The following is a 26,364-nucleotide window of genomic DNA, read 5'->3' as shown; positions in this document are numbered from 1 at the left end:
CCAATGTCTATTCCACACGCATTGGGATGTACCACTTCGAGTGAAATCTGCTTCTTAATTTCCATGTCTTAATTTTTTAAATTAAACCAATAAAAAGCTCCAAGGACTGCACTTTGCTAAATTTGAAATTATTCTGATCGGGATATCTGCTTTTGGCGGACTCACCATTAAAAACTAACACCGTCTGAAGTATTACTACCAAAGACTTTTGTGCAATCTTACCTGAATTGCAGACGGGTTTTTAAACACCATTGCTTAAACCGGTCTTTTCAAGGAGCGATTACTAAGATAAGAATAAAGAATTTAAGATACTAATATGAGGTACCGACTTATCTCGTTAGCGGCTAAAAACAACTTCGTTTTCGAGTAGGGGAATTACAGATAACACCCAAATATACCCAATTATCTCCTAATCTCAACAATATAAATATTAATATAAAACATTGTATATCAAAATATTATGTTATTATTAACCGTTTGTAAACATTTACAAACTGCTACGCACATTTCTAATATATACAAAATGCGAAACAAAAAAAATCCCAACACCGTCAGGATTTACAAGCTCCGATTTATTACTTACAATATCTAGGTTTTCATTGTTGCCTTTTCAAGCCCAACGACCCGAGGCTCCACCGAACGGAGCGTAGCTAAAGCTTAGTTATTAGCAGAAGTTTTTTTATTTTATTGGTTTATATGCAATTATATTTACAGTTCCTTTTCCAGGATATTTTTTCATTTCAAAGTCTTGATTTAAGTTTTCTATTATCTCTGGAAGTTTAGTAGCATTGTATGTCCTCGGGTCGAAATCAGGTTTTAGTCGTTTAATGTATGTTCCAGTCGATGATACATTAGCCCAACCATCATCATCTTTATATAAATCCCAAGCTGTTGTAAGTAATTTCTTTAATTCTAATGTATCTTGATCTATTTCAGTTATTTCTGGTATTTCAGCGGTTTTTGTTTTTCTTTTATTGGTAGTTTTAGGTTTTGTTATTTCGTTTTCAGCTTGAGCACCAATATTTTCGACAAATATAAAATTTTCGCAAGCATTTCTAAATGAAACTGGAGTTTTCTTTTCACCAACTCCAATGACAAACATTTCTGATTCACGTAAGCGAGAAGCTAATTTCGTGAAATCACTATCACTTGATACAATTACAAAAGCGTCGAATTTATTTGAATAAAGTAAATCCATAGTATCTATAATTAAAGACGCGTCAGTTGAGTTTTTCCCAGTTGTATAAGAAAATTGTTGAATTGGTTGAATTGCTAGTTCATTTAAAACTGTTTTCCAGTTTTTAAGAATTTCATTAGACCAATCACCATATGCACGCTTTACAACTATTCGACCAAATGCAGAAATTTCGGATATGATTCCGCTTAATTTAGAATATTGAGCGTTATCAGCATCAATCATTACTGCGATTTTTTTAAGATTATCTAAATCCTTCATTGATTTTTTATTAATTGTGAATTTTTAATCATTGTTGTGAGGGAAAATTTATGCTAACACTCAAATATACCCAATTATCACAACACTTTTTTACGGGAAACCATAAAAACAAAAAAAACCTGATAATTTCAGGATCTATTTATCTAGTTCAGAATAGTATTCTTCAAAATCGAATACAATATCAAAAAGTTTTTTAGGATGAATGCGTAAACCAGTTGCTACCTCAATGAAAGTACTTAGTTGGCAATCTATTTTATTATTTGCAACATCACTAATTCTTGCTGCAGTAGTATTACATTTCTCTGCAATGATAGAATAAGGAGTTTCTCCCTTTATTTCTTTTATTTTCTCTGCAACCAACTTCTTGATTTCATCCGTCTTATATTCGTTCATAATTGCACTGTTTATTGCAATTTGACACTAATTATAAAAAATACCATTACCGAATTCGGTAATGTAAAATAATTTTATTACATTTGTCAATATAAGTTACGCATTGCGTAATTTTGCGATACTTCAAAAAATAATAGAAGCATTCGCTTGGAATCTCGCTTTTGAAAACTGGTAATTTTTATGCAACGAGAGGATAGGCAGAAGAGCTCATGACCGCGCGGCGTGGCCTCTCTCTATCTGTGTACAGGGTATACCAGTGCCTCAGGGCGGATAGTGTAGAGTTTCACGCCGTTTTTGTATCCATGCTGTTGTCCTTTTTACTCCACATTACTTCTAAGCTGCTTTTCTAAATACAGTATCAGGACAGGTACAATGGTTGCGCAGCCATTGCGGCAGTTTTGCCTTCTCGGGACACACATTTTCATTCATATCATTATTAATCTGGCGGATTGCCTTTGGCGGGAAAGCCTGCAAATACCCCTGCAGCGCCTTCCCCCATCGCAATCCCAAAAAAAAGGAGCAGTATGAGTATAATGTAAAAAGTAGAATGTATGATTGATGAGATGCTTCGAGAGCCTCAGCATGACAGTAGTGATGAAGAGATGCTTCGAGAACCTCAGCATGACAACCCCTTAAAAAAACAAACAACATATGAAAAATTACAACAACAGCACCTAAAACATCTTGCACCCAGTACATTACATTGGTACACTGTTATATTGATACACTGTTACATTGTACAAAAAAGCCCTTTCCCAAAAAGTTTGCAGACCTCAGGAAAGAGCAGCGTTACCCATTATTACTAACAAATAACACTACAAAACTATGCAAAAAAAGTTTTGCAGGGGGCTCCTGTCCCTTGCACTAACGGGAATAGCACTCCTCGCTTACGCCCAAAACCCCTTAAAGATTGGCGATGCCCTCCCCAAGCAGTTCTGGAAGACCCCGCTACAGATGGTCAACACCCCACAGAAGACCACCACCCTCGCCGCAGACAAAGACAAACTCATCCTTCTGGATTTCTGGAACACCTGGTGCAGTGCCTGCATCCTCAACTTTCCCAAGATGGAGGAACTGCAAAAGCAGTTTGGCGATAAAATCAAAATACTGGCTGTCAGCAACCAGGACCGCACCACGCTGGAGAAGTTTTTCGCCTCCAAAAACGGCAGCAAATACAATCAGGTGCAGTCCGTAGCCGCAGACAAAATGATGCACAACCTCTTTCCCCATCTCGGCGTGCCGTTTATAATATGGATCAAAGATGGCAAGCTGCTTAGCACCACCGATGCCAGACAAGTCTCAACGGAGACTCTCACGGCAGTCCTGGCAGAGAAGCCAGCGGTTCTGCAAACAGTTACACAGATGAACAGAGACCGCCCATTATTCCTTTCCGAGGCCTTTGACCGACAAAAAAAACTCTCTATGCTTAATTACTCGGTACTGATCAGAGGTCGCATTCCGGATATAGGCGGAGGAGGAACATACCGTAAATCTCCGGGAGGCCGTACCTATGGACGACAGTTCACCAATCTCCCACTGAATGACATTTATTACGCTCTGGCATACGAAATATTTCAGCAGAAGTACAACGATTTTTATAGCGAGAAAAGAATGTTGCTCCAGGTATCCAATGTTGCAGATGTAAAACCTCAGATAGATTCGGAAAGGAAATTTGACGATAATAGTCTTTACAGTTACGAGATGGCAGTCCCTTATAGTGATGCAGATTCCCTATACACAAATATGTTGAGCGGACTCAACAGCTATACCAATTTCACCGCTACCATAGAAAAAAGGAAAATAAAATGCCTCAGGCTGGTTCGTACCGCTTCACAGGACAGGATTGCGACCAAAGGGGGCAGTAGGGTGTCCGCATTTTACAAGAACCCCTCTGTTTTGCGCAACGCACCCCTGCAACACATGATTAATATGCTCAATGGGGATAATACCATCACTGATCTTCCGGTGGTAGACGAGACCGGCTACACCGGCAATGTGGACATCACCATGCCGGCAGTAAGCAATCTTGCGGCCTTGCGCAAAGAACTGTCCCGGTATGGCTTGGATCTCCTGGAAGGGGAGCAGCTGCTTAACATGTTGGTTGTACGGGATCGTAATCAACCAAATCACCTCTAATTAATAATCAAACTATGAATAAATATTTGTTGCTTCCCATGCTGTTTGCAACAGCTTCAATAATGGCTCAGCAGAAGATCAGTGGGCATATTTCTGATGCCGCGTCGGGCAAGCCCCTGGCTGGTGTCACAGTGGTCATACAGGATTCACCTGCTGCCGCTCTTACAGATAAAGAAGGGTATTTTACGCTTGCCGCACCTGTACCCGCAATTCGTCTGTCAATACGCAAAGAGGGTTATCAGGCCATTACCGTTGACGTACAGCTGCCTCTTAAAAAACCATTGCATATTGTACTTGCAGAAAAGATCAATGATCTGGAGGAGCTTACGCTGACCACCGGCTATCAGAAGCTTCCAAAAGAACGGGCTACGGGTTCATTTTCTGTAGTGGGCAGTAGGGATCTGGATCGCCAGGTCAGTGTCAATATTCTGGATCGCTTGTCGGCAGCCGCCAACGGTATTATTACAGATCGTGGGACTGCTAATGGCCAGGAGCAGGTCATGGTCCGTGGTCTCAGCACCATCCGCGGTCCAAAGTCACCCCTCATCGTAGTAGATAATTTTCCTTACGAGGGGGATATCAAAAACATCAACCCCAATACTGTGGAGAGCATTACCATTCTCAAAGATGCCGCAGCTGCCAGTATATGGGGTGCAAGGGCGGCTAATGGTGTAGTGGTGATCACTACAAAAAAAGCAAGTACAGAGCAGCCGCTAAGAGTAACACTCAACACCTCACTTACTTTGAGTGGTAAGCCCGACCTGGGCTATTTGCCGGTGATCAGCACTTCAGACTTTATCGATGTAGAGCAGGTGCTTTTTAGCAAAGGCTTTTACAATACCGATATCAGCTCCTCCCAGCATACCGTCCTCTCGCCGGTAGTAGATCTGCTGAACAAAGCTAAAAACGGGCAGGTCACGCAGGCTTATGCCCAGCAGCAGATTGATGCGCTGCGGGCGGTGGATGTGCGGGATGATTACCGCAAATACATGTACCTGCCATTAGAGAACCGGCAGTATGCGCTTAATCTTTCCGCAGGCAGCAAAACGATGGCATGGTCTTCCTCACTGGGCTATGACGATAATTCCGGGAACCTGGGCGAAAAATACCAAAGGCTCAGCCTCCGCTTTCAAAACACATGGAAGCCATTACAGGGGCTCACCGTCGATACAGGGGTTTGGATGATCCGGTCGTCTACAGAGAGCGGCCGCAGCAGCTATGGTAGTATTGTGGTGAAAAGCAACGGCTTGCCATACATGCAGCTGGCTGATAAAAATGGTAATCCGCTGGCCGTATACCGCACCTACAATCAGGATTATAAAACAGGCTTAGGCAACGGGCGCCTTCTGGACTGGAACTATTATCCGCTCACAGATTGGCAGCATAACCAAAATACCAATACAACAACAGAATGGCTGCTAAACGCCGGGCTTACTTACAGGATTATAAAAGGTTTGGATGCAGAGCTGCGTTACCAGTGGCAGAAAAGAGATGGTATTTCAGAAATGCTTTATGATGAGCAGAGCTACTATACCCGCAATTATACCAACCTCTTTACGGTGCTTAATACAGATGGTACGGCAAAATATAATGTTCCGAGAGGCAGTGTTTTTGATAGGGCAGATTCAGATACATCCGTGCAGAACATCCGGGGTCAGCTCAATTACAACCGCAACTTTGGGAACCATACCATTGCTGCAATAGCCGGGGCAGAAGCCCGGGATATCACCACATCGTCGCTCAGCAACCGCTATTATGGTTATAATCAAAATCAGTTAACTTTTGTAGATGTAGATTACAATGCCACACTTCCTAGGTTGATTGGAGGCAGTTCTACACTGGATGGCAATAGTTATTTTAGCAAGACAACAAACCGGTTTGTATCACTGTATACCAATGCGGCCTACACTTTCATGAACCGCTACACCATATCCGGCAGCGCAAGAAGGGATGCCAGCAACCTGTTTGGCCTCAAAACCAATGACCTGTGGAATCCCTTCTGGTCAGCAGGACTGGCATGGAATCTCTCTTCAGAACCTTTTTATAACATCGCATGGCTGCCGGGGCTTAAACTGAGGGCTTCCTATGGCTTCAACGGCAATATCAATCCGGCTATGGTTGCCGTAAGCACCATAGGCTTTCAGTCAACAGTTTCGCCCTACACAGGGACACCCAGAGCAACCATTACCAATTACTATAATCCGGATTTGAAATGGGAAACGACCAATGTGCTCAACCTGGGCGTAGATTTTACGTCACGCAACGGGCGATTGGCAGGTAGCGTGGAATGGTACAGGAAAAAAGGAGATCATCTTTTTGGCGAAAACCCCATAGACTATACCACGGGCATTACATCCATGGTTTATAATGTGGCCGCTATGCAGGGTGAAGGGGTAGACATAGCATTACACAGCCGTAATACAGTCGGAGTCTTTAAATGGAATACGACATTCAACATGACACACTACCGCGATAAGGTGACCACTTATTACCTCAGTTCAAGATATGGTAATCAGTTTGTACAGGCTTCTGTTCCCATATCGGGCGTAGAAGGCAAACCGGTCTATTCGGTATTTGGCTACCAATGGGCTGGGCTGGATCCTCAGACAGGTGATCCTATGGGTTACCTCAATGGTGCTGTCAGCAAGGACTATGCGCGCATTACCGGCACCGGCACTACAGTAGATGACCTGCAATATTTCGGCTCTGCGGTTCCGGTAACCTATGGTAATTTTACCAATAGTTTTAATTACCATAATTTCACGCTGGATGTCGGTATGACTTATAAATTAGGCTATTGGTTCAGGAGGTCTTCCATTAACTATACCGCCCTTTACAGAGATTGGCTGGGACACAGCGATTACGCTCTAAGGTGGCAAAAACCGGGTGATGAAATCTGGACACAGGTGCCGTCTAACCTCTATGTTTCCAATACAAGCCGAGATGCCTTTTATGCAGGTTCGGCAGCTTTGGTAGAGAAGGGCGACCACATCCGTTTACAGTACATCAATCTTTCTTATGACCTTAGCAAAAAGCAATGGCAGGGCATGCCTTTTACATCAATGCAGATTTATACCAATCTTAGCAATCTGGGGATTCTTTGGCAGGCTTCAAAAAGTGGCCGTGATCCGGATTATAACATCGGCAATTTTATGCTTACGCCACCTCTTACATACACGATCGGCATGCGTGCCCAATTTTAAATTTTATTATTATGAGACACAGACTAATATTTTATTTTACTTTTCTCCTGTCCGTCTTATCCTGTAGTGATTTTCTGGACGAAAAATCTGACATGAAACTGGCCGTTCCCGAAACAGTGGCAGATAATCAGGCTCTGTTGGATACCGGCGGATTTATAAATACACAATTCGCCAGCAGCGGTGAAACAAGCGCAGATGATTTCTATTTGACGGATGCGGATTTTGCTGCTCTGGGTGCCGAACAAGACCGCAGGCTCTATACCTGGCAGCCGGACTATGTTGCAAAGCCCGCTACCGAAGGCAATGATTGGCAGAATTGCTACCGCACCATTTACATTTGCAATACAGTACTTTTTAATCTGGCTGATAAAAAACTGACGGGGTCGGAGGCTGATAACGTTAAAGGGCAGGCTCTGGCTGTTAGGGCAGCGCGATATCTTGATGCCGCTCAGATTTGGTGCCTCGCTTATAAAGGCGAGACGGCGTCTTCTTTGCCGGGATTGCCGCTGCGGATGGATCCGGACATGAATATCCCTTCCACGAGAGCCACACTCAAAGAGACTTATAACCAAATCATTAACGACCTTTATGCGGCAATCCAATTACTTCCCGTCAAGCAGGTCGCAGTTACCCGAATGTCGAGATCTGCGGCTTATGGGTTACTTGCTCGCACCTATCTGTTTATGGGCGATTATTCCAAATCTCTTGAAAATGCATTGCTTGCGATAGGTTTATTACCGAATACATTAATGGATTATAATGATATAGATTATACAAAACAGTATCCTATTGCGGATAGAAATAGTGAGGTGCTGTTTTGGGCACCAATGAAATATGAAACCCACCTTATTCCGGCTAAGATCCCATTGTCTGTGTACAGTATGTACGATGATAACGACCTGCGTAAAAAAGTTTTTTTCAACATCGGAACATCTGGCGAGATCTTCTTTAAGGGGTATTATAGTAATGCAAACGGATCCGCATGTAGTGTCACTATGGATGAGCTTTATCTTATAGTGGCAGAATGTTATGCAAGAAAAAACAATAGTTCTGAAGCTCTTCTTTTTTTAAATAATTTACTTAAAACTAGATGGAGAAAAGAAACATTTATACCTTTTACGGTAACTTCTTACCCAGATCCTTTGCAATTGATACTGCTGGAGAGAAGAAAAGAATTGTTACTTAGAGGTATTCGATGGCCGGATCTCAAAAGATTCAACAGAGATGGTGCTGCAATCACACTTACAAGAACAGTTAATGGCCAAACTTTTACTTTGGCACCCAATGATCTGCGTTATGCCGTCGCAATTCCAGAAGATGTCATTTCATTGTCTGGACTACAACAGAACAAAAGATAGTATAAAAAGAAAGGTTGACAAATATTGTCAACCTTCTTTATTTGACTAATAACTATTATGGTTTCCTCTCATCGGGATGAATATTAAGTACTGCAGCATTTGAAAGGCCTCCTATTTGATCTTCAAGAGTCTGGCCTTCCTGTACGACCATCCGGCAAGGGCGTGTCCCGCTTTCTAAACAGTCTGCAACACCACTGGTGCTCCAATTGGCAACATTAGAAAATGCACCTGGCGATGTGTCAGTGCTGTTATAATAATAGATCGTAGCAACCTTCGCAGCTTTATTGCCACTCTTCTTAAAAGACATAGCACCAATAGCTGCCGTAAAAAACACAGCGACGGCAACGCTCACATTTAGGATTGTATTTCTTTTCATATCATTGGTCTTTTTATACATCAAAAAAGATTACCGTAAAAACTTTAGTAGACCATCCGGGGCTTGGAACCATGCAGCAGTGTCTTAGATAATTATGTACGCATAAAGCCTGGGGCTGCCGTACCTTCACCTGTTGCATTTCCGCTTCCCGAGGCGGTCTGATGGTTAAAAATGAGTAAGAAACTTTGGGGTCCGGGCGGCTTTCGGCCGCCGGTTCTAAGGTGAAAATATTATACATAGCCAATCAATTCTTCCGCAGCATCCGGCTGCGCTGTCATACAGTCACAGGATAACGCTCTGTAGCAATGGGCCGATTCTTCAGCGCTCCTGTTTATGGGGGCTTCCATCACTTGCCTCTGGTGGGGCAACAGCTGCTTTATCATTGATGTTCTTATCATCACGCTTGATCAGTTGCCACTGTACCGCTTTTCCCATATAGTCGGGCATCAGTTCCCCCTTACAGATCAATCTTGTCGTATGTGGGTTGCCAACAGTTTCCCAAAGGCCGCTCACGGGACAGGGTTCCCCGTTCAACATAGGTGAGCCTTGTTATTGATTTCTTCGTAATGCTGTATCAATTGGCCCTTCACGGTTGGCCATTGCTTACGGTCCTTGTGTTTTGTCTCATCACCCTCCTCGGTATTGCCATATAAAGGCACGTGGTCATAATGAGAGGGGCTTATAGCAGCAACTGCTATATTTTTATTAATAAGATTTTGGTCTTTCCGGCAGTTTACCCATGCCAGCACAATCATGCTGCTGGCAACAAAAAATAATTGTTTCATAATGTTAATTGGTTTTTAATCCGGCGCCGGAAAGGATTATTGAATTCTGTGTCCAAAGTAGGGGCACTTTTCTTTTTAGGCAAGAAAGTATTGTCCCGTTTTACCAATTGTAACCTAAGAATTGACGATGGGGGACAGGCGTTGCGTCTAATGCAAATCTCAGGTAGGCTTCATTAAAGTATTCTTAACTATATTTACATTAGGTAATTTTTTTTTTACCAAAAACCATTATTTTATGTTAAAAATTGATAAAATGTGCCATGTTACTCAGATTATTACTCCCAATGATGCTCTTTTTGGGGCTCAGGATCGATGCAAAGTCAGGAGATGAAGAAATTTATTACAAAATTGAGAGCCGTTACAGCGCGTTTTTAGAAAACGACAGGCGTGCGATGCCATTCGTACGCAACAACATTGCCACTGCAAAAACAAACGGGAATACCCGGGCATTGCTTTGGGCCTATGAAGATGCGGTATTCTTTACACCCGAAAAAAAAATCAAACTCAGGTATGCGGATAGCATATTGGCTGTCGCCAAAAGCACTGCAAAACCAGATCTGATTGCTGATGCCTGGCTCGGGAGAGGGATAATTTATGCTTTCAATTTTAAAAACTACAGGGCTGCACTGGACGATTATATTCAGGCCTATCAATATTCAACATTGCAAAAGGACGCCTATCTTTTTCATCACATAGAATATCAGATTGGCGTGATAAAAAGCTATTTGGGCTACGATACAGAAGCACTGGTCCATTTTGAGAATGCGCTACGCTACTTTCAGGAAAAAAGGTCTGCAGATATAGGCTCTGTCAGTTACTTTAATCATACCAGGGCTTATCTCAACTGCTTACACCAGGTCATTATGATCTACAGGCGGCAAAACAAATGGAAGGAGGCTGCAGCCCTGTGCGAAACAGGTAGCAGTGCCATAGGCAGGCAGCAGGGCTTTGGGCAGGAGCAGGCTTACATGGATAAAGAGAGAGGTATTATTGATCATCTGCAGGGAGGGGATAATCGCGCCATCTTTTGGCTGCGAAAAGCCTTACCCGAATTACGCCGCCTGCAGGATGCTGCCAATTTTTCGGTGGCATGCTATTACATGGGGCATTCCTACAGGGCTCTGGGAAACCAAAAAACGGCAATCCTTTACTTTACAAAAATTGACTCCGTTTTTAGCGCAACAGGTTATCTTAGCCCTGAGATCCGTTCCGCCTATGCCATGCTGATCAATGAGGCTCGCAAAAATAACAACACACAGGGTGTTAATTTCTATACGGCCCAGCTTATGAGTGCGGATAGCAGCATTATTAAGAACTTCGCTATTCTGCCAAAGAAGACATTTACGGATTATGATGCTGCCACGCTGAGAATGGAAAACCTAAGGTTGTTAACACGCATGGATAAGGAAGAGTGGATGGGGGATGCAGCAATAATGATTGGTACCACCTTTGGGATTGGGCTGGTAGTAATCGTTATGGTAAGAAAAAGAGTGGGGCAAGGTCGGGTTTGGTCGGTCTGTCGTACCGGAAAAGGCAATTCTGAAAGGCTTAATGAAGAGGGGCATAATAAATCCGGCAAAAAGGAGCAGCGGCCTAATGTAGCCCATATACTGGCAAAACTCAGGGATTTTGAAAGAAGCAAAGAGTTTCTGAAAGAGGACGTTAATGTAACAGAACTGGCAAGAGAACTGGGTACCAATCGATCCTATTTGTCCAGCATCATTAATAAGCACAAACATATGTCCTTTCCACAATATATCAACTCATTAAGGATTGTATACATCACAAAAAGATTGACAGAAGACCGCATCTATCGCAGCTACTCTGTTGATGCATTGGCAAAATGCTGTGGTATAGCTTCTAGAAAGACTTTTGCTAAGCATTTCCGTAGAATCAATGGTATCGCCCCCTATGAGTTCATCAACAAAATAAAAAAGGAACAGGATAAAACCTGACCTGCATCCATAAAAAACGACAGTAACCGGAACAATGATATGACAACAGACGAGATTTTAAAACAGTCAGAAGAACTCTGGCAGAGCCTTCTGCGTACCATAGAGAAAAAAGAACGGGAAAACCTGCCGCCCGTCACCAGGTACCAGCATCTGCTGATGGAGGCAGACCAGGCCATCAGCATCCTCAAGGGCATGGTGGCACACCACACATTTGATGCCACGGCGCAGGAAGTATACTTTTTCAAAATACTTAAGCCCCGCTTTTCCGCAAAATTCATCTTATATTCAAAGATCTTGGCCCTCATTACCACCAGGCCCCACGGCAGCTACAAGGCTTTGCGCAGGATCTGCGATGATGAACTGGATTACCTCCATTATTCTTTTCGGATCAGAGAGAATTTGTAGCCTATTACAAACGTGGCGCTACCTACCTGGATGACAAATACTTCCTGCGCCGCCGCTACGACCTCTATACACCATTAGAAACCGACCTGCATAGTTTCGACAGCCGTTTTGCCACATCCCATGATCATGTCGATGCCAGGATACTGGCATTCGAAGAGTATGAGGCATTCCTGCGGCAGTGGCTCGCAAAGCACAGCAAAAACAGGCAGCAGGAAGACAGCTTTGCCGGCATGGTCACATGGTCAGCATCCAAGGCAGCCCTTACCGAATTGCTATTCTCCCTGCATCTCACCGGCTGTTTTAACGGTGGCAATATAGAGTTGGCTGAGGTCATCCGTTGGGCAGAAGCGTCCCTTCATACAGACCTCGGCAACTACCACAAAACATTAGCCGAAGTGCGCAACAGGAAGACCCGCCGCACCAAATTCCTGGATCTCATCCTCCGCAACTTTCAGGATTACCTTGACAGGTCAGATCAATAATACCGTGGCTCCCCAGCTCAACAACATCCCTCCAACTCCCAAACCTGTCATGCTGAGCTTGCCGAAGCATCCATCAACCATCATCCATCAACCATCAACCATCATCCATCATCCCACATCCCACATCCCTCATCCATCACTTATCACTGATCATTCATCCGTACCCGCTCGTCTATCATCTATCCGTCTATCATCTCTCACCCAAACCCTCAAACCTCCAATTCTCCAACTCCCTCACCCCTCAAAAAAATCTTTCGGTACTACCGAAAAACTATTGAAAAACATAGGCAGTGATATCCCAAATTTGTAGGGTAACAATCAGCAATATGGCACCGAAACTCACCCGGCTCTGCATTTACCCGAAGGATATCCAGCTTATCACTGGCCGCAGTGAGCGCCATTGCCGCGAGATCATGTACATCATCCGGCGCAGCCTCAACAAGCAGGACCACTAGTTCATAACCATAGACGAGTTCTGCACTTGGGCCGGCCTGGATCCCGCCGCCGTCCGCCAAATCCTCCCCAACTAATCCCTCCGTCACTTCGAGTGTTTTTCGCAGAAAAATGTATCGAGAAGTGAGTGCTAACCACACGAACATGTATCGAGAAGCGAGTGCCGACCGCAGAAAAATAGATCAGGAAGCGAGTACATCATTAATACTATTCCTTGTTTAATTGTATTTTTCATAATAATTTGCTGATGATGGGCTGATATTTAATAATTTATTCTAAATTTATCAGCATAACTAATACCATGATTTTCTTAATTAAACTTAATGCCCAGGTTCCGGCAATTATTCCAATCAATTATTCCAATCAATTATCAATATCCATTATCTTCTGCAATTTATAAGATCTTAGCAAAGGGAGATACAGAGTATGCTGCTTTTTTGCATGAGAAAGGTTACGGAAAAGGATTGAAGCTGTTTTCTTTTTCACAGCTCAACGTCCCCTTCAAAATACAAGGTGACCGGCTGCGGTTATTGAGCAATGAAGTGGAGTTTCAGGTGTCGTTTCACATTCCTGAAGCAATGGAAAATTTTGTGAAAGGTCTTTTCCAGAGTGAAACAATTGACATTGCCGACAAAAAGTCAAAGGTAAGTTTCAAGGTTAAGTCAGTGGAGTAGGGATTTATAATGCGCAGGGTATGGCTGTGTTGAGGTTGTCAACGATGAAGGATGATGATTGCGTATTGCGTTTTCCAAAATCAAAAAAGCCACAAGTATTAATGCTTGTGGCAATCCAAAGGTTCGATTAAAGAATAAAAAATGATTACATTATTTAAATTCCTTTAAAATATTATTACATTTGGCTAATATATGATTTTATTATTATTTTTATCAAAAAACAATACTATGCGGCTCTATATAAAATTATCCAGAAACAATAAAAACATCCCCTATAATTACCAGCATTTGTTAACAGGTACTATTCATAAATGGATTGGAGAAAACAATACAGAACATGGTAAAAAGAGTCTTTATTCTTTCTCCTGGCTTCAAAATACCGATTCGTCTAAATCTGGAATTAATCTAACTTCTAATTCTTACTTTTTCATCAGTGCTTATGATGAGCAATTAATAAAACGCATTACTAAAGGCATATTGGATGACCCGACAACCTTTTGCGGGAGTCAGGTTGTAGATATACAGATTAAAGAAGTGCCGGAGTTCTCAAATGCAGAACGGTTTATGATGAACAGTCCTATTCTGATTAGAAGGCGTGATGGAGACAAGGTAAAACACATCACTTTTAAGGACAAGAATTTTAATGATCTATTGACAGAAAACCTAAAAGGAAAACTGTCTGATGTGGGATTAAATTCAAATGGTGTTACAGTAGAATTAGACCCAAGTTATGCATTTCCCAAAACCAAATTAGTAGATTATAAAGGAATTGAGAACAAAACCACTCTTGCCCCGGTAATCATAAGAGGCACTCCTGAACAAATTGCTTTTGCTTGGACTGTAGGTTTGGGCAACTCAACAGGTATAGGTTTTGGGGCAGTTAAATAAAGACTATTATGAAAAAATACTATGTAGTAAAATATTCAGGACAGTTCGGCTTTATCAAGCCCTGGACTGCTGTTCGTGATAGCGAAACTTTTTCTCAGCAATTTCTTACACCAAGTATAGTAGAAGGAATTGAAAAAAAGTTGTTTCCGGAATTATTGAATGAAATCGGGATAAAGAAAGTCAAAAGACATCGCCTAAGTTATCAGCAGGTGTCTCAGCAACAGGAAGTCATACAGACAAGAGGATGGAACTCTACAAGGAAAGGGAAAGAATTTTTGTTTGACCGCCCCAAAGCAATTTTGATAAGAGGTGTTCTACTGAATCCGGTTTTGCACCTGGCTTTTGTAGATAAGCAGGATGCCGAACAGGCCTTTCGGCAACATATCTGCCTTTGCAGAAACGAAGATATTTTGTTACCAGCATCTTTAACTGAAACTTCAACAGACAAGTTTGATAACGATGAAGAAAGCTTTGCTGGGTTTGAATTGATGTTTGAAAAGAATGAAGATGCTTTTCAGGTGGGCTATGATAGAAAAACAAATAAGCCCATGTATGGCTGGTTAAAAATAGTAGGAACTCCCGTAAATACTACCCCTTGATGGAAGAAATCTATGCGAAATCTGCTCCGGATTGGACACCACTACCTGTCCACTTGCAACACGTTGCGATGACAACCAAAAGATTTGCAGGTTACCTAGCTATGGATGAATCTGTAGCCTGGAATGGAGCAATTTTACACGATATTGGCAAAGCACATCCTTTTTTTCGGGATAGACTAAAAGGAAAAGACCGTAGAGACAAAGTCTTCCGTCATGAGATAGCGTCCCTGTTTTTCCTGTCCGCCTTTCCACAAGAACAACGGGATGTGTTGATTGAAATGGTGGTGGCCCATCACAAATCTGTGAAAAAGGACATAGGCGAAAAAGGCTTATTGGATTTAGATGAAAACAGTGAATCATATATTGATTTTCACCTGGGCAAATGGGAAGAATGGAGCCTGGATGCCATACATGTTTTAAAAGAATTAGGCATTGCCTGTCATCCTATTTCAAGAGGTGAAGCAATACAAAATTTAGAATATTGCATCGAATATTGTGAAAATACCGTAAAGCAAAGAGGTTATTCGGAATGGAGAGGTTTGCTTATGGGGGCTGACCACTTTGCATCTGCACTGATTGACAAAACCGAAGATGAAACCAATAGAATTTTTAAAACACCCGATTTGAAGTTTTACAATCGTCAGCATCCTTTATTTCCACTGTCCTATAAAGATGCTTTATCCGATAAAAAACATACGATTGTAGTGGCCAGTACAGGAGCGGGAAAAACAGACTATTTGTTTAGACGATGCACAGGCAGGGTATTTTACACGCTACCGTTTCAGGCTTCTATTAATGCCATGTATAAACGTGTCGGCAATGATTTGGAAAAAGACAACCCGGATATTGATATCAGAATGCTACACTCTTCTTCCTGTATCGTAAAAAGAAAGGAAGATGAGGAAGTGGCATTGCAGAACTTATTCGGTTCGGCTGTAAAAATACTGACACCACATCAGTTAGCTACCCTTGCTTTTGGTATGGCAAGTTACGAAGCTTTGATTCTGGACATCAAAGGATGCGACGTAGTATTGGATGAAGTCCATACTTACTCGGGTGTTTCGCAGGCATTGGTATTGAAGCTCATTGAGATATTGAAACAACTGGATTGTCGTATTCACATTGGTACGGCCACAATGCCTTCTGTTTTGTATAACAAAATTAAGGATATTTTAGGTCAGGATGTATTGGAAGTGAAATTAACCGATGAACAACTGGATGAATTTGACCGACATATCACCCACAAGATAGACTCTTTTGAAGAAGCCTTGCCTATAATTCAGAAGGCTGTGGCGAGCGAACAGAAAATATTGATTGTACTGAATAAAGTCAAAAATGCACAGGATGTATTTGAAACAATACAAGAGCTATACCCTGATGTGCCAAGCTTGCTGTTGCACAGTCGTTTTAAGCGTGGGGACAGGAACGATAAGGAAAAGCAATTATTGGGCTTAGACGAAAATGGAGAACCGACCGGCATATTCAATACAAGTGAAGAAGCTTGTATTGTCGTTTCCACACAGATAGTGGAAGTGAGCCTGGACATCAGTTTTGATGTGATGATTACCGAAACAGCACCATTAGATGCTTTGATTCAGCGTTTTGGCCGTATCAACAGAAAGCGAACCAAAGACACGATAGGTAAGTACAAAGATGTATATATAATTAAGCCGGGCGAAAATCAAAAAGAAACAAGACCTTATGATTTTGATGCAGTTCAGAAATCATTTGAGGTACTGGAAGATGGACAGCTTTTAAAAGAAAGAGCATTACAACACAAAATTGACCAGGTTTTCACTTCCATTGATTTTCTGAGTATTGAGGAACATGCTGTTTTCAAAACAGATGGCAGGATGACGCTGGATAAACTGACCCACAACGGAAAGTCCATTCTCTTTGAGTTGTTGGATATAGATAGTGTGGCTTGTATTCTTGAATCCGATGTGGAGGATTATGAAACTGGGGATTTTGAAAAGCGATTGCTAATGGAAATTCCGGTTTACTATTACGCTGTAGCCAAAATGCAGCAATCACAAAAAGGGAATAAGCCTTTTATTATTCCCGAAATGGCTTATGATTCGGAGAAAGGATTGGATGTAAGTAAAATCAAGGAAGAAAATTTTAATGTTTTAAATAGGTTTTTATGATTACAACATTGATAGGGAAGACCTTTTTAAAGGCATTTAACGATAAGTACAGCAAGGATTATTCTGCTAAGGAGTTTTTTGAAAAGGAATATTATGAACTCTTTTTCAACCATCCAAAGTATATGCAATGGGTGACCAATTCTCCTTTTGTACAGATGAAATCAGGACAGAAACCGGAAAAATTAACGGTAGCAGAACGACTGGAAAAGTTGCAAAACCTGTATGCAAAAGCTTCGGGTGAAATGGCTGACGCCAGTTTTGCCATAGGTTATCCCGCTTCCGAAACGAAGGAATATGCGAGTACCTCTGGGTTGGTATCTGATGTTTTGATAGAAACCACCGAAGATGATGTGTATTATTCCTGGATGGGTTCAGGATTGGGCATTGGGGTGGCTGGTGGATTTACATTATTGATCAATGATGCCAATATCCTTTTGGAAACGTATGAAGGCTGGAGCTGTTATCGAAAATACTTAAATGACGATGCCTTGGAAAAACTCAGAGGTAATCAGATTAACTCCTGGAACGGACAATGGCTAACCTACAAATTGGGTAAAGATTTTAGAGATGATTTTGACTTTGTTGAATTATCAAAGCCAAGTATAGATATTTTCAAAGTCGAAAATAACCTTGTTGAAGTTAATACGGTCAATTGGTCTAATCTATTTTTTAGCTTATCCAATTTCTATCCGGAAAAAACACTGAATGCCTATGTCTATAGTTTTGGGCAGACCAATAAAACCATTGGTTTTATACCTATTTATTTAAAGTCGGGACGACGAATTGTAGATGTGTTCAAAAAACTTTTTCATTCGGAAAAAGCCTTTGAAACCAAAGAATTTCAATCCCTTTTTGGCATGCATATTAAAAGGGCTTGCGAATTGGGCAACATTGGATTAAACGCCTTACGACCGGATAGTCTGAAGAAGTATATGTACGAAGAAAAAAACATTTCTTTCAAAAAAGAAGAAGACACCATTAATTATCAATCATATAAAACCTGGTTAGTAGCTATGTTATCAAAAAACAAAGAAGAAATCACAGATTATACGTTGGAAATAGCCAAGCTTATTCAACGTTACAGGCTTGGTGCAAAAGGCACTGAACGAAAAACGCTCATTGAGAAAAAGCTGTTTGGTGAAACATCAAAAAAGGTTTTCATCAATGCTCTTGCGGAAATGGTAGAAGGCTCTTCTGTAGAAGATGCTCAGAAATTAAAGGATTTAAAAGATGAAATTCATCTGATGACCAATGAAGAATTTGGCTACTTCAACACCTTGATGAAATTCGATTACGCATTTACAGAAAAACAATCTTAAACTTTTTAAAAGAAAAAAATATGAGCAATACGATTTATATCCGTACACTAAAAAGAGCAGAACATACCGTATTCTGTGTTTCTGATGGTCAGAAAACATATTATGATGCCCAATTTGGCAGATATGTTCCTTTTTCGAGCGGGCAGCAGGTAAAACGTTCTATTATTGATTCGATATGTGAAGAGTTGAACGAAACACCAAGTCCTACAACCTTCTTATTTGACGTAACGAAACAAAAAGAGCTAAAAGAAGGGGAAGTATATGGTACCTGTGACCCTACTTATGTTGACCAGCTTTTTGGAGGATGGATGAAGGCGGCAAAAGGTGGCAAAGACAGAACTCTCAAGAGAAGAAGCCCATTGTCTATTTCGGCAATGAGAGGGTTACACCCACTTTTAGCAGGTATTGATAACGATAATGCCTCATTCGACAGAAGTGACCGTCCCAATAATGTTGTAATAGTTCGGGATGAAAAAGGCAATCAGTTATCAGACGAAGAAATCGTAGCCTTTCTGGAAGGAAAGGACAGAAGTTTGAGTAGAAAATGGATTCCCAACAATAGTAGAGCGTCCGGATTGTTTGTTTCCGACATAGCTATTGACCTGCGTAGATTATTTTCTGTCGGCCTCAATTCTTTCGAACCCGAAATGGCCGATGAAACCATCGACAAATTAAAAAATGCAGGTTGGATACCATCAAAAAATGTATTCGGGGATTGTCTGGTAGCACCAAAAGAAATCAGAGAAAAATGGGCTAAAGGATTAGCGAAAGCCATTGTTAACTGGAAAATTACATCCAATCAGTCACGAACATTTAGTCTAATGGATACATTGGCAATCAGTATCAGCGATAATGCCAATTTGATTGCAGGCAGTATCCGAGCCAAGTTATCCGGAGAAGATTCCAGAAAAGCAGACCCGATTATCGATGAGTCACTGTCAAACGTAGAAACATTTATAGCCTTACCTGCCGGTGGTTACATTCACACCAAAGGTGAAACTGCTGATGCCCTCGAACGTGCAGAGCAGGCATTGATAAATAGGATTTTGGCGTTTGATTATGAAAACCAACTCATCAAAGCATAAATGTTTTAACCTTCCATATCATCTATATGGAAGGTTAGAATTTAATCTAACATAGTTGAATTGAAATGCGGTCAACCCCGCCACAGTTCCTATTGCTTGAATAACTTTATCGCCCCTATTGTGAATTGACACAAAAATTCCCCTATGGCACTGAATAGATATTTGATTTTTTTAATCGAAACATAATTAAAATTTAAAGAGGTTTTAAACACCTTTTTAGAGTGTCTTATTTACTATAACAATGCCTATCACCGGAACCCATATCGCCTATCTCCACACTTGCCACCGCAAGCTTTGGCTGTTTGCCAACGGCATTCAGATGGAGCACACTTCTGAAATAGTAGCAGAAGGAAAGCTCATAGCGGAAACCACTTACTTAGACCGGGCAAGAAAATATACAGAACTGGCTATCGAGGGTATCAAAATAGATTTCTATGATGCCAAAAACAAAGTAGTGCATGAAGTAAAAAAATCCGACAAAGTAGAGCAGGCTCATTTGGCACAGGTAAAATATTACCTCGCAGTATTGTCACGAAACGGTATAGAGGCGCCATCAGCAATAATTGAATATCCTAAACTGAAGCAACGGGAAGTATTGGATTGGGATGAGAGTTATGTTGCAGAGACTGCAGAGTGGGAAAAAGAAACACATCGTATTATTGATTCAGAAACCTGTCCGGCGCTGTTGCAAAAGGGTATTTGTAAAAGTTGCAGCTATTATGAACTTTGTTATATTACCGAAATATAAACCTTATGTCCCTATTCAGAAACAAATACCGCATTCCATCTGCCCGATGGCAAAATTGGGATTATCGCAATGCAGGTGCTTATTTCATTACCATTTGCACCAAAGATAGATTGTGTTTTTTTGGGAATGTACAAGATAATAAAATGCAATTATCCGATGCGGGTATTTTAGCAGAAAAATATTGGAAAGAAATCCCCGGGCATTTTAAAAACGCGCAATTAGGTGAATTTGTGGTGATGCCGAATCATATTCATGGGATAGTGATTTTGACAGACCTTGTAGGGACGTTGCATTGCAACGTCTCTATAGAATCACCTGAAATCAACCAATTCATGTCCGATATTTCACCAAAACCAGGTTCGGTTTCCACCATTATCCGTTCCTATAAATCGGTGTGTACCAAGAATATTAACCTGCAAAATCCTGTATTAAATTTCGCCTGGCAATCTCGTTTTCATGATCGGGTCATTCGTGATGAAATGGAATATCAACGTATTGCCAATTATATCATCCATAATCCTGAAAATTGGGGTAATGATAAATTCTTTTTCTAATTGGACAGACGTTGCGATGCCCGTACAGACGTTGCATTGCCCTTACAGACGTTGCATTACCCGTACAGACGTTGCATTGCACGTACAGACGTTGCAATGCCCGTACAGACGTTGCATTACCCGTACAGACGTTGCATTACCCATACAGACGTTGCATTACCCGTACAGACGCTGCATTACCCGTACAGACGTTGCAATGCAACGTCTCTATCAAAATAAATAACCCATGAAAAAAACCTACTACCTCTTCAATCCCGGCAGAATGTCCCGCAAAAACAATACCCTGAAATTTACCCCTGTAGATGAAAACGGTACCGAGGGGCAGCCAAAATACATCCCTGTAGAAGGTGTGTCGGAATTATTCTGCTTCGGAGCCCTCGATGCCAACAGCGCATTGTATAATTTCTTGGGGAAAATGGGCATTACTGTACATTTCTTCGATTATTATGAACATTACACGGGAAGTTTCCAGCCAAAAGAATATCTACTGGCCGGCAAAATGCAGATCGAACAGACCAAGCATTATTTATCAAAATCCAAACGCCAGGTCATTGCGCAAAAATTGGTGGAAGGTGCTGCTTTTAACATCATTAAAAACCTGAAGTATTACCAATCCAGAGGCAAAGAAGTTCAACCTTATATTGATACCATTTCCGGATTTTCAGGCGCCATCCCGGAAACAAAAGCCATTGACGAACTGATGGGGATTGAGGGGAATATACGGCAGATCTATTACGATGCCTTTGATGTAATTCTCAATGATTTTGCGATGAACGGCCGCAGCAAACAGCCTCCCAAAAACGAAGTCAATGCCTTGGTGTCTTTTGGAAACATGATGTGCTATACGTTATGCCTCGGCCAGATTTACCATACCCAAATGAATCCTACCATCAGTTTTCTGCACGAGCCCGGCTACAGAAGATATTCCTTAGCCCTGGATTTAGCAGAGATTTTCAAACCTATTTTGGTAGACAGGGTAATTTTCCGGGTGCTGAATAAAAAGGAAATTCAGGCCAGGGATTTTGATGTTCAAATGAACGGAGTTGTATTGAAGGATGCTGCCCGCAAAATTTTCGTAAGGGCATTTGAGGAGCGGCTGAATGAAACCATTAAGCACCGCTCACTGAAACGCAGCGTAACTTACAAGCACCTGGTGAAACTGGAATGCTACAAACTTACCAAACATTTGCTTAATATGGAAGAGTACAAACCTTTTAAAACCTGGTGGTAGATGTATGTGATTTTGGTATACGACATCGGGGAAAAACGGGTCGGGAAAATGCTTAAACTGTGTAGGCAATACCTGAACTGGATTCAGAATTCTGTTTTTGAAGGGGCTATCACCGAAGTAAAATTAAAAGAACTGCAGTTTAAGGCCAGAGAAATTATGGACATTGAAACCGACAGCTTAATTGTTTTCAAAAGCCGGAACGAAAAATGGCTGGAAAAAGAAGTAGTAGGCAATGAAAAAAATGATTTAGACAATTTTTTGTAGTTGTCGAATCGTATCTTGATACGGGAACGGAGTTCTTTGACTTATCGAAAAAATAAACAAACCTTTATAGAAGCAGCCCGGAGAAGGTTGTCGAAAGTCCGGTAAAAACCGTTTATCGGAGGTCGACAATTTTTGCATCCTTTTTTTTATTATTTTTACAGCACAATACACCTTAAAAAGGCGTTTTTTTAGTCGTCGAAAGCACGGCTTTTAATCGTACAATACTTGAATTGAAATTCCCAACGGGATTGACATAATGGTATTCTGCCTGCTTTTAATCGTACAATACTTGAATTGAAATAGGTAATACCCACACAATCCGCCAGCTAAAGCCCCCGCTTTTAATCGTACAATACTTGAATTGAAATAAGGAGCACCTCAAAAACTAACAGTTCAGAATTTTACTTTTAATCGTACAATACTTGAATTGAAATACATCTCATCGATCTCCTGAGCAATTCTCAGATTTCTTTTAATCGCACAATACTTGAATTGAAATTTTGTACATAATCTGTAAACTTTTTACGAAGATGGCGCTTTTAATCGCACAATACTTGAATTGAAATTGATGGATATCAGCAACGTAACTCAAGCCAGAAAACTTTTAATCGCACAATACTTGAATTGAAATGTGGTATTAGGTGTAAATGAAATATTATTGGCGAAACTTTTAATCGCACAATACTTGAATTGAAATGAAGGAATTTTTCAGTTTATCACCTCCGGTATTATGCTTTTAATCGCACAATACTTGAATTGAAATGAGGATGAAAGCCTGGAAGTACAATACTTGAATTGAAATTATGGTAACGTCATCATTACAATTATTGCAATATCATCTTTTAATCGTACAATACTTGAATTGAAATCGTCGGCCGTCATAAAAAAACAAAACCCCGAATATTATTCGGGGTTTTCTATTGATAGAATTATTGATTAATTCTTGATGAATTTAGTTTGAGATTTCTCTCCGTTAGATTCGACAGTTAAGATGTAAACGCCTTTTGTTAATTTAGAAACATTCACTTTTCCGTCTGTTATTCCTTGGTTTACCAATTGACCACCAACCGAATAGATCTCGAACTGAGCTTTTGAAGATACATTAGAAATATTAATGATATCTTTTGCTGGGTTAGGATACACATTTACCGAGTTTTTCTTAACATCAGAAACGGCTAGCTGACCAACGTTCAGAGTATAATCTTCTACCTGTCCATAATCGGATGTACCACAAGGAGTAGCGTTAGGTCCTGATGTAGAATCGTGAAGACGTACTCTCATTCTTGTTTGTCCTATTTTTGCAGTAGCAGGTATTGCAATACTTCCTGTCCATGGAGATTTCTTTGCAGTTGTTACCAATACTCCCTCACCAGCATCATCAAAATCACCATCTTGGTTTAGGTCTATCCATACTAACACTTGGTCCTCATCATAAGAAGCTCCGGAAAATGATGCTGAAAAATTGTAAGTCTGACCAGCATTTACATTTCCTGTAACAGCAGTAAAGTCTTCATATCCTGCTGTAGAAGTAGAATTATTATTAATGTTTGCAAAAGTTACATTTGATATTTTCTCATCACTTGTAGAAGTTGCTCCCGCAGTGCAATATTCAATTTCTTTTGTTGTAAAATTAGTGGTGGCGTAAGCACCAGTTGATCCACTACAAACGTTAGCTACACTCACATCATAAGCTGTACTTAATACCAATCCAGAAATCGTATAAGTATTAGTTGTAAGATTGTTAACCTCTGTCCAGTTGGTATCAGCAGCTTTTTTATATCTTAATGTATAAGTGGCATTAGCTACAGCATCCCAATCTATTTTTGCACCGGTCTGACTAATCTCTGAAGCTGCAAGACCAGCTGGAGCTGTTCCATTACAATTCATCATTTCAGAAACTGTAACTTTTCCAACAGCGTAGAAAACATTACCTAAAGCGGAAACTCTTATTGTAAGTTGAGAATTGGTAGCGAACGTATTAAAGTTCAGTTCCTCTGTTCCATCATTAGGAGTAGATGCTGCTAAAACAGTCCAAGTATTACCATTATCAGTGGTGTAATCTATTTTTACATTCGCTACATTATATGGCGCAGCAGTTGTTCCCACTGGATTCCAAGTGAAAGCAGCTACAACATTGTTGTAAACCTTGTTAGATGTCACCTTAAATGGTCCCGCAGTTCCTACAACAACTCTTTGAGTGCCATATTGAGTTTGTTGTTGTGTCTTGTCGGGATTATTGTCTCGTACCGTTACTTTATAATTGGTTGTTCTTGCAACTGTAGAAACAGCTTCCCAATCTGTAGTGCTTTTTAAGTTTCCTGCAAGAACAGTACTAAGTTTTGGAAAATATCTAACTGGTTCAGTTGTAGGATTCCAAGATCTGAATGTAGGTCCATTGGTATTGTTCCCTAAATTGCTTGTACTGGTCGTAGAAGTTGCACTATCGGTTTGTTCCCAGCAATATGTAATAGGGTTTCCTTCCGCATCAGTTGCCTGCGCGGTTAATACGAAAGCAGTACTCTTAGGAATGGTTATGTCTGGCATAGCAACAATTACTGGTGGCTGATTTGCTACTGCCGTCTCAATATCACAGGTTTTAGAAGTAAGATTGTCCTGTACCTGTATAATACTGTTGATATGAAAGTATGGATCTGAATGTGCCTGAACATCCGTCGCACCAGTGATACCTGCATATCCCATAATGGTAGATCCTGATCCAGGCTCCACATTTTGACCTTTTCCTTCTAGGCTCATAGAAAAAGTATGGTTAGCACCTAATTGATGACCCATTTCGTGGGCTACAAAATCTACGTCAAAGTTGTCTCCTTTTGGGATACCATCTGCTGGTGAAGTAATTCCAGATCCTTTTCCTAATGGAGTAGTCGTGGTTGGATTAATACACACACACCCAATACAGCCAGCGTTACCACCACCGCCAGAAGCACCAAACATGTGACCGATGTCATAATTATCATTTCCAACATTAGTTGTCAATGTAGTTTGTAATTGCTGATTCCATTCGTTCAAATTCGTAGAATAGGGATCTGTACTAGCATCTGTATAAATCACAGAGGGAAAATCCTGTAAAATCAAATGCAGTGCAAAATCATTTTCAAAAATTCCGTTACAACGGGTTAAAGTCGCATTAATAGCTGTCAAAGCCCCAGCAACAGTACCGCCATGATACGCTGTATATTCACCATTTACAGACATCGCAAGGCGCATCGTTCTATATTTTTTATCAGATGCTTTGGAAAAATCGGTTGCACTGTTGGTAAAGTTAGAACCATTTGCAAGCTTTTCTATTTCCTTTTTTGTTACAAGAGGCTCGGTACTATTACAAAGCCAAGATCCGCTTGCTCCACTGGTTTTGTTGGTCTTTGGATGGACCCCATAAACCGTTTTTTCTTTGTTTTGTGGTTCTACAAATTCATAAACGCCATTTTTAATGATCATCGACTGGAAATCGTCTGGAGCTACAGAGAATCTGATGTACTTTTCTGGATCATCAACTCCAGTTCCTACATAAGATCCCAATTGGTATCTGTCTGCCAAAGATTGCACCACTACAGGTAAACTGTAGACTTTAAATCTTTCAATTTTACCATTTAAAGTTGGTACACTAATGATTACTGGTTTGCTGTCCTTCCCTGTAAGTTGGGCATTTTGCAATTGTGCGCGAATAGCGTTAACATCCAAAGAATAAAACTTGGTTGCTCCATTTTGCCGTAGATTTTCACCTTTCATTGCTGTAGGTGTCCACTGAGCTAATGCACCAGCCACCATCCCAAAAGAAAGGAGAGTAGTAAAGATTTTCTTCATTATTAATAAATTTTTGACATTTCAAATATAT

The 26,364-nt window shown here is 40.9% G+C and carries 20 protein-coding genes, 1 pseudogene and 1 CRISPR repeat array; of the genes and pseudogenes, 16 read left to right on the top strand and 5 right to left on the bottom strand.

All coding sequences use genetic code 11. The features are described 5' to 3' along the window. Nucleotides 1–679 precede the first annotated feature (679 nt). Both B0B05_RS11910 and B0B05_RS11905 read right to left on the bottom strand, forming a co-directional pair. Nucleotides 680–1,456 (bottom strand): NYN domain-containing protein, encoded by a 777-nt coding sequence (locus tag B0B05_RS11910; RefSeq protein ID WP_076783865.1) that lies wholly within the window; start codon nucleotides 1,454–1,456, stop codon nucleotides 680–682. 135 nt (nucleotides 1,457–1,591) lie between these two features. Further along, nucleotides 1,592–1,849, bottom strand: a complete 258-nt coding sequence (locus B0B05_RS11905; RefSeq protein ID WP_076783864.1) for a hypothetical protein — start codon at nucleotides 1,847–1,849, stop codon at nucleotides 1,592–1,594. Between the two features lie 825 nt (nucleotides 1,850–2,674). Here B0B05_RS11905 and B0B05_RS11895 point away from each other — a divergent pair. From B0B05_RS11895 to B0B05_RS11885, 3 genes are read left to right on the top strand one after another with little or no spacing between them, the layout of a single operon-like run. Further along, entirely contained in the window at nucleotides 2,675–3,985 is a 1,311-nt protein-coding gene (locus tag B0B05_RS11895) for a redoxin domain-containing protein (RefSeq protein ID WP_076783862.1), read from the top strand. 14 nt (nucleotides 3,986–3,999) lie between these two features. Next, nucleotides 4,000–7,188 carry a SusC/RagA family TonB-linked outer membrane protein gene (locus B0B05_RS11890; protein ID WP_084173954.1) on the top strand — a complete coding sequence of 1,063 codons (3,189 nt, stop codon included), beginning with the start codon at nucleotides 4,000–4,002 and terminating at the stop codon, nucleotides 7,186–7,188. 11 nt (nucleotides 7,189–7,199) lie between these two features. Then, nucleotides 7,200–8,546, top strand: a complete 1,347-nt coding sequence (locus B0B05_RS11885) for a RagB/SusD family nutrient uptake outer membrane protein (protein WP_084173953.1) — start codon at nucleotides 7,200–7,202, stop codon at nucleotides 8,544–8,546. Between the two features lie 55 nt (nucleotides 8,547–8,601). On the opposite strand, the gene B0B05_RS11880 is transcribed toward B0B05_RS11885, so the two are convergent. Both B0B05_RS11880 and B0B05_RS11870 read right to left on the bottom strand, forming a co-directional pair. Beyond that, nucleotides 8,602–8,922 (bottom strand): hypothetical protein, encoded by a 321-nt coding sequence (locus tag B0B05_RS11880; protein WP_143746012.1) that lies wholly within the window; start codon nucleotides 8,920–8,922, stop codon nucleotides 8,602–8,604. Nucleotides 8,923–9,452: 530 nt separating this feature from the next. After that, nucleotides 9,453–9,707 carry a hypothetical protein gene (locus B0B05_RS11870; RefSeq protein WP_143746011.1) on the bottom strand — a complete coding sequence of 85 codons (255 nt, stop codon included), beginning with the start codon at nucleotides 9,705–9,707 and terminating at the stop codon, nucleotides 9,453–9,455. A gap of 260 nt (nucleotides 9,708–9,967) precedes the next feature. Between B0B05_RS11870 and B0B05_RS11865 the strand changes: the two genes are divergently transcribed. The 13 genes and pseudogenes from B0B05_RS11865 to cas2 all read left to right on the top strand — a co-directional run bounded on the left by B0B05_RS11865 (nucleotide 9,968) and on the right by cas2 (nucleotide 22,511). After that, nucleotides 9,968–11,662: a helix-turn-helix domain-containing protein gene (locus B0B05_RS11865; protein ID WP_084173952.1), complete on the top strand. Its 1,695-nt coding sequence runs from the start codon at nucleotides 9,968–9,970 to the stop codon at nucleotides 11,660–11,662. Between the two features lie 39 nt (nucleotides 11,663–11,701). After that, nucleotides 11,702–12,549 (top strand): annotated as a pseudogene (locus B0B05_RS17230) (RteC domain-containing protein). Between the two features lie 776 nt (nucleotides 12,550–13,325). Continuing rightward, the gene (locus tag B0B05_RS11850) at nucleotides 13,326–13,676 is read left to right on the top strand and encodes a hypothetical protein (protein WP_076783854.1); all 351 of its coding nucleotides are present in this window, start codon (nucleotides 13,326–13,328) and stop codon (nucleotides 13,674–13,676) included. A 228-nt stretch (nucleotides 13,677–13,904) separates the two neighbouring features. Continuing rightward, nucleotides 13,905–14,564 (top strand): CRISPR-associated endoribonuclease Cas6, encoded by a 660-nt coding sequence (gene cas6, locus B0B05_RS11845; protein ID WP_076783853.1) that lies wholly within the window; start codon nucleotides 13,905–13,907, stop codon nucleotides 14,562–14,564. Between the two features lie 8 nt (nucleotides 14,565–14,572). Continuing rightward, entirely contained in the window at nucleotides 14,573–15,163 is a 591-nt protein-coding gene (locus B0B05_RS11840; protein ID WP_076783852.1) for a hypothetical protein, read from the top strand. Beyond that, on the top strand, nucleotides 15,163–17,310 hold the full coding sequence (locus tag B0B05_RS11835; protein WP_076783851.1) for a CRISPR-associated helicase/endonuclease Cas3: 2,148 nt from the start codon (nucleotides 15,163–15,165) through the stop codon (nucleotides 17,308–17,310). Before B0B05_RS11840 ends, B0B05_RS11835 begins: the two co-directional genes overlap by 1 nt. Further along, nucleotides 17,307–18,629: a hypothetical protein gene (locus B0B05_RS11830; protein WP_076783850.1), complete on the top strand. Its 1,323-nt coding sequence runs from the start codon at nucleotides 17,307–17,309 to the stop codon at nucleotides 18,627–18,629. The genes B0B05_RS11835 and B0B05_RS11830 overlap by 4 nt, the downstream gene beginning before the upstream one ends. 20 nt (nucleotides 18,630–18,649) lie before the next feature. Continuing rightward, a complete protein-coding gene (locus tag B0B05_RS11825) occupies nucleotides 18,650–19,714 on the top strand; it encodes a CRISPR-associated protein Cas7 (RefSeq protein ID WP_076783849.1) in 1,065 nt (354 codons plus the stop codon). Between the two features lie 241 nt (nucleotides 19,715–19,955). Then, nucleotides 19,956–20,462, top strand: coding sequence for a CRISPR-associated protein Cas4 (locus B0B05_RS11820; RefSeq protein ID WP_076783848.1), 507 nt, complete (start codon nucleotides 19,956–19,958; stop codon nucleotides 20,460–20,462). A gap of 5 nt (nucleotides 20,463–20,467) precedes the next feature. Beyond that, nucleotides 20,468–21,016: a transposase gene (locus B0B05_RS11815; protein WP_076783847.1), complete on the top strand. Its 549-nt coding sequence runs from the start codon at nucleotides 20,468–20,470 to the stop codon at nucleotides 21,014–21,016. After that, the gene (locus B0B05_RS16445; RefSeq protein ID WP_143746010.1) at nucleotides 20,997–21,239 is read left to right on the top strand and encodes a hypothetical protein; all 243 of its coding nucleotides are present in this window, start codon (nucleotides 20,997–20,999) and stop codon (nucleotides 21,237–21,239) included. The genes B0B05_RS11815 and B0B05_RS16445 overlap by 20 nt, the downstream gene beginning before the upstream one ends. 3 nt (nucleotides 21,240–21,242) lie before the next feature. Beyond that, nucleotides 21,243–22,247, top strand: coding sequence for a type I-B CRISPR-associated endonuclease Cas1b (cas1b, locus tag B0B05_RS11810; RefSeq protein WP_076783846.1), 1,005 nt, complete (start codon nucleotides 21,243–21,245; stop codon nucleotides 22,245–22,247). Continuing rightward, nucleotides 22,248–22,511, top strand: a complete 264-nt coding sequence (cas2, locus tag B0B05_RS11805; RefSeq protein ID WP_076783845.1) for a CRISPR-associated endonuclease Cas2 — start codon at nucleotides 22,248–22,250, stop codon at nucleotides 22,509–22,511. Nucleotides 22,512–22,718: 207 nt separating this feature from the next. Further along, nucleotides 22,719–23,274: direct repeats of the CRISPR family, unit length 30 nt; unit sequence CTTTTAATCGCACAATACTTGAATTGAAAT. A gap of 173 nt (nucleotides 23,275–23,447) precedes the next feature. Here cas2 and B0B05_RS11800 read toward each other — a convergent pair. Continuing rightward, entirely contained in the window at nucleotides 23,448–26,333 is a 2,886-nt protein-coding gene (locus B0B05_RS11800) for a reprolysin-like metallopeptidase (protein WP_076783844.1), read from the bottom strand. Between the last annotated feature and the right edge of the window lie 31 nt (nucleotides 26,334–26,364).

Origin of the sequence: Epilithonimonas bovis DSM 19482 (genome assembly GCF_900108115.1) — a bacterium.
GTDB classification, from domain to species: domain Bacteria; phylum Bacteroidota; class Bacteroidia; order Flavobacteriales; family Weeksellaceae; genus Epilithonimonas; species Epilithonimonas bovis.
Note: the sequence above shows the minus strand (reverse complement) of the source record. Positions and strands in the feature narration are given on the sequence as shown.

Bases quoted from the DNA above. Each gene is read 5' to 3' on its own strand.
- B0B05_RS11910 (WP_076783865.1), bottom strand. From the start codon at position 1,456: ATGAAGGATTTAGATAATCTTAAAAAAATCGCAGTAATGATTGATGCT.
- B0B05_RS11905 (WP_076783864.1), bottom strand. From the start codon at position 1,849: ATGAACGAATATAAGACGGATGAAATCAAGAAGTTGGTTGCAGAGAAA.
- B0B05_RS11895 (WP_076783862.1), top strand. From the start codon at position 2,675: ATGCAAAAAAAGTTTTGCAGGGGGCTCCTGTCCCTTGCACTAACGGGA.
- B0B05_RS11890 (WP_084173954.1), top strand. From the start codon at position 4,000: ATGAATAAATATTTGTTGCTTCCCATGCTGTTTGCAACAGCTTCAATA.
- B0B05_RS11885 (WP_084173953.1), top strand. From the start codon at position 7,200: ATGAGACACAGACTAATATTTTATTTTACTTTTCTCCTGTCCGTCTTA.
- B0B05_RS11880 (WP_143746012.1), bottom strand. From the start codon at position 8,922: ATGAAAAGAAATACAATCCTAAATGTGAGCGTTGCCGTCGCTGTGTTT.
- B0B05_RS11870 (WP_143746011.1), bottom strand. From the start codon at position 9,707: ATGAAACAATTATTTTTTGTTGCCAGCAGCATGATTGTGCTGGCATGG.
- B0B05_RS11865 (WP_084173952.1), top strand. From the start codon at position 9,968: ATGTTACTCAGATTATTACTCCCAATGATGCTCTTTTTGGGGCTCAGG.
- B0B05_RS11850 (WP_076783854.1), top strand. From the start codon at position 13,326: ATGCCCAGGTTCCGGCAATTATTCCAATCAATTATTCCAATCAATTAT.
- cas6 (WP_076783853.1), top strand. From the start codon at position 13,905: ATGCGGCTCTATATAAAATTATCCAGAAACAATAAAAACATCCCCTAT.
- B0B05_RS11840 (WP_076783852.1), top strand. From the start codon at position 14,573: ATGAAAAAATACTATGTAGTAAAATATTCAGGACAGTTCGGCTTTATC.
- B0B05_RS11835 (WP_076783851.1), top strand. From the start codon at position 15,163: ATGGAAGAAATCTATGCGAAATCTGCTCCGGATTGGACACCACTACCT.
- B0B05_RS11830 (WP_076783850.1), top strand. From the start codon at position 17,307: ATGATTACAACATTGATAGGGAAGACCTTTTTAAAGGCATTTAACGAT.
- B0B05_RS11825 (WP_076783849.1), top strand. From the start codon at position 18,650: ATGAGCAATACGATTTATATCCGTACACTAAAAAGAGCAGAACATACC.
- B0B05_RS11820 (WP_076783848.1), top strand. From the start codon at position 19,956: ATGCCTATCACCGGAACCCATATCGCCTATCTCCACACTTGCCACCGC.
- B0B05_RS11815 (WP_076783847.1), top strand. From the start codon at position 20,468: ATGTCCCTATTCAGAAACAAATACCGCATTCCATCTGCCCGATGGCAA.
- B0B05_RS16445 (WP_143746010.1), top strand. From the start codon at position 20,997: ATGATAAATTCTTTTTCTAATTGGACAGACGTTGCGATGCCCGTACAG.
- cas1b (WP_076783846.1), top strand. From the start codon at position 21,243: ATGAAAAAAACCTACTACCTCTTCAATCCCGGCAGAATGTCCCGCAAA.
- cas2 (WP_076783845.1), top strand. From the start codon at position 22,248: ATGTATGTGATTTTGGTATACGACATCGGGGAAAAACGGGTCGGGAAA.
- B0B05_RS11800 (WP_076783844.1), bottom strand. From the start codon at position 26,333: ATGAAGAAAATCTTTACTACTCTCCTTTCTTTTGGGATGGTGGCTGGT.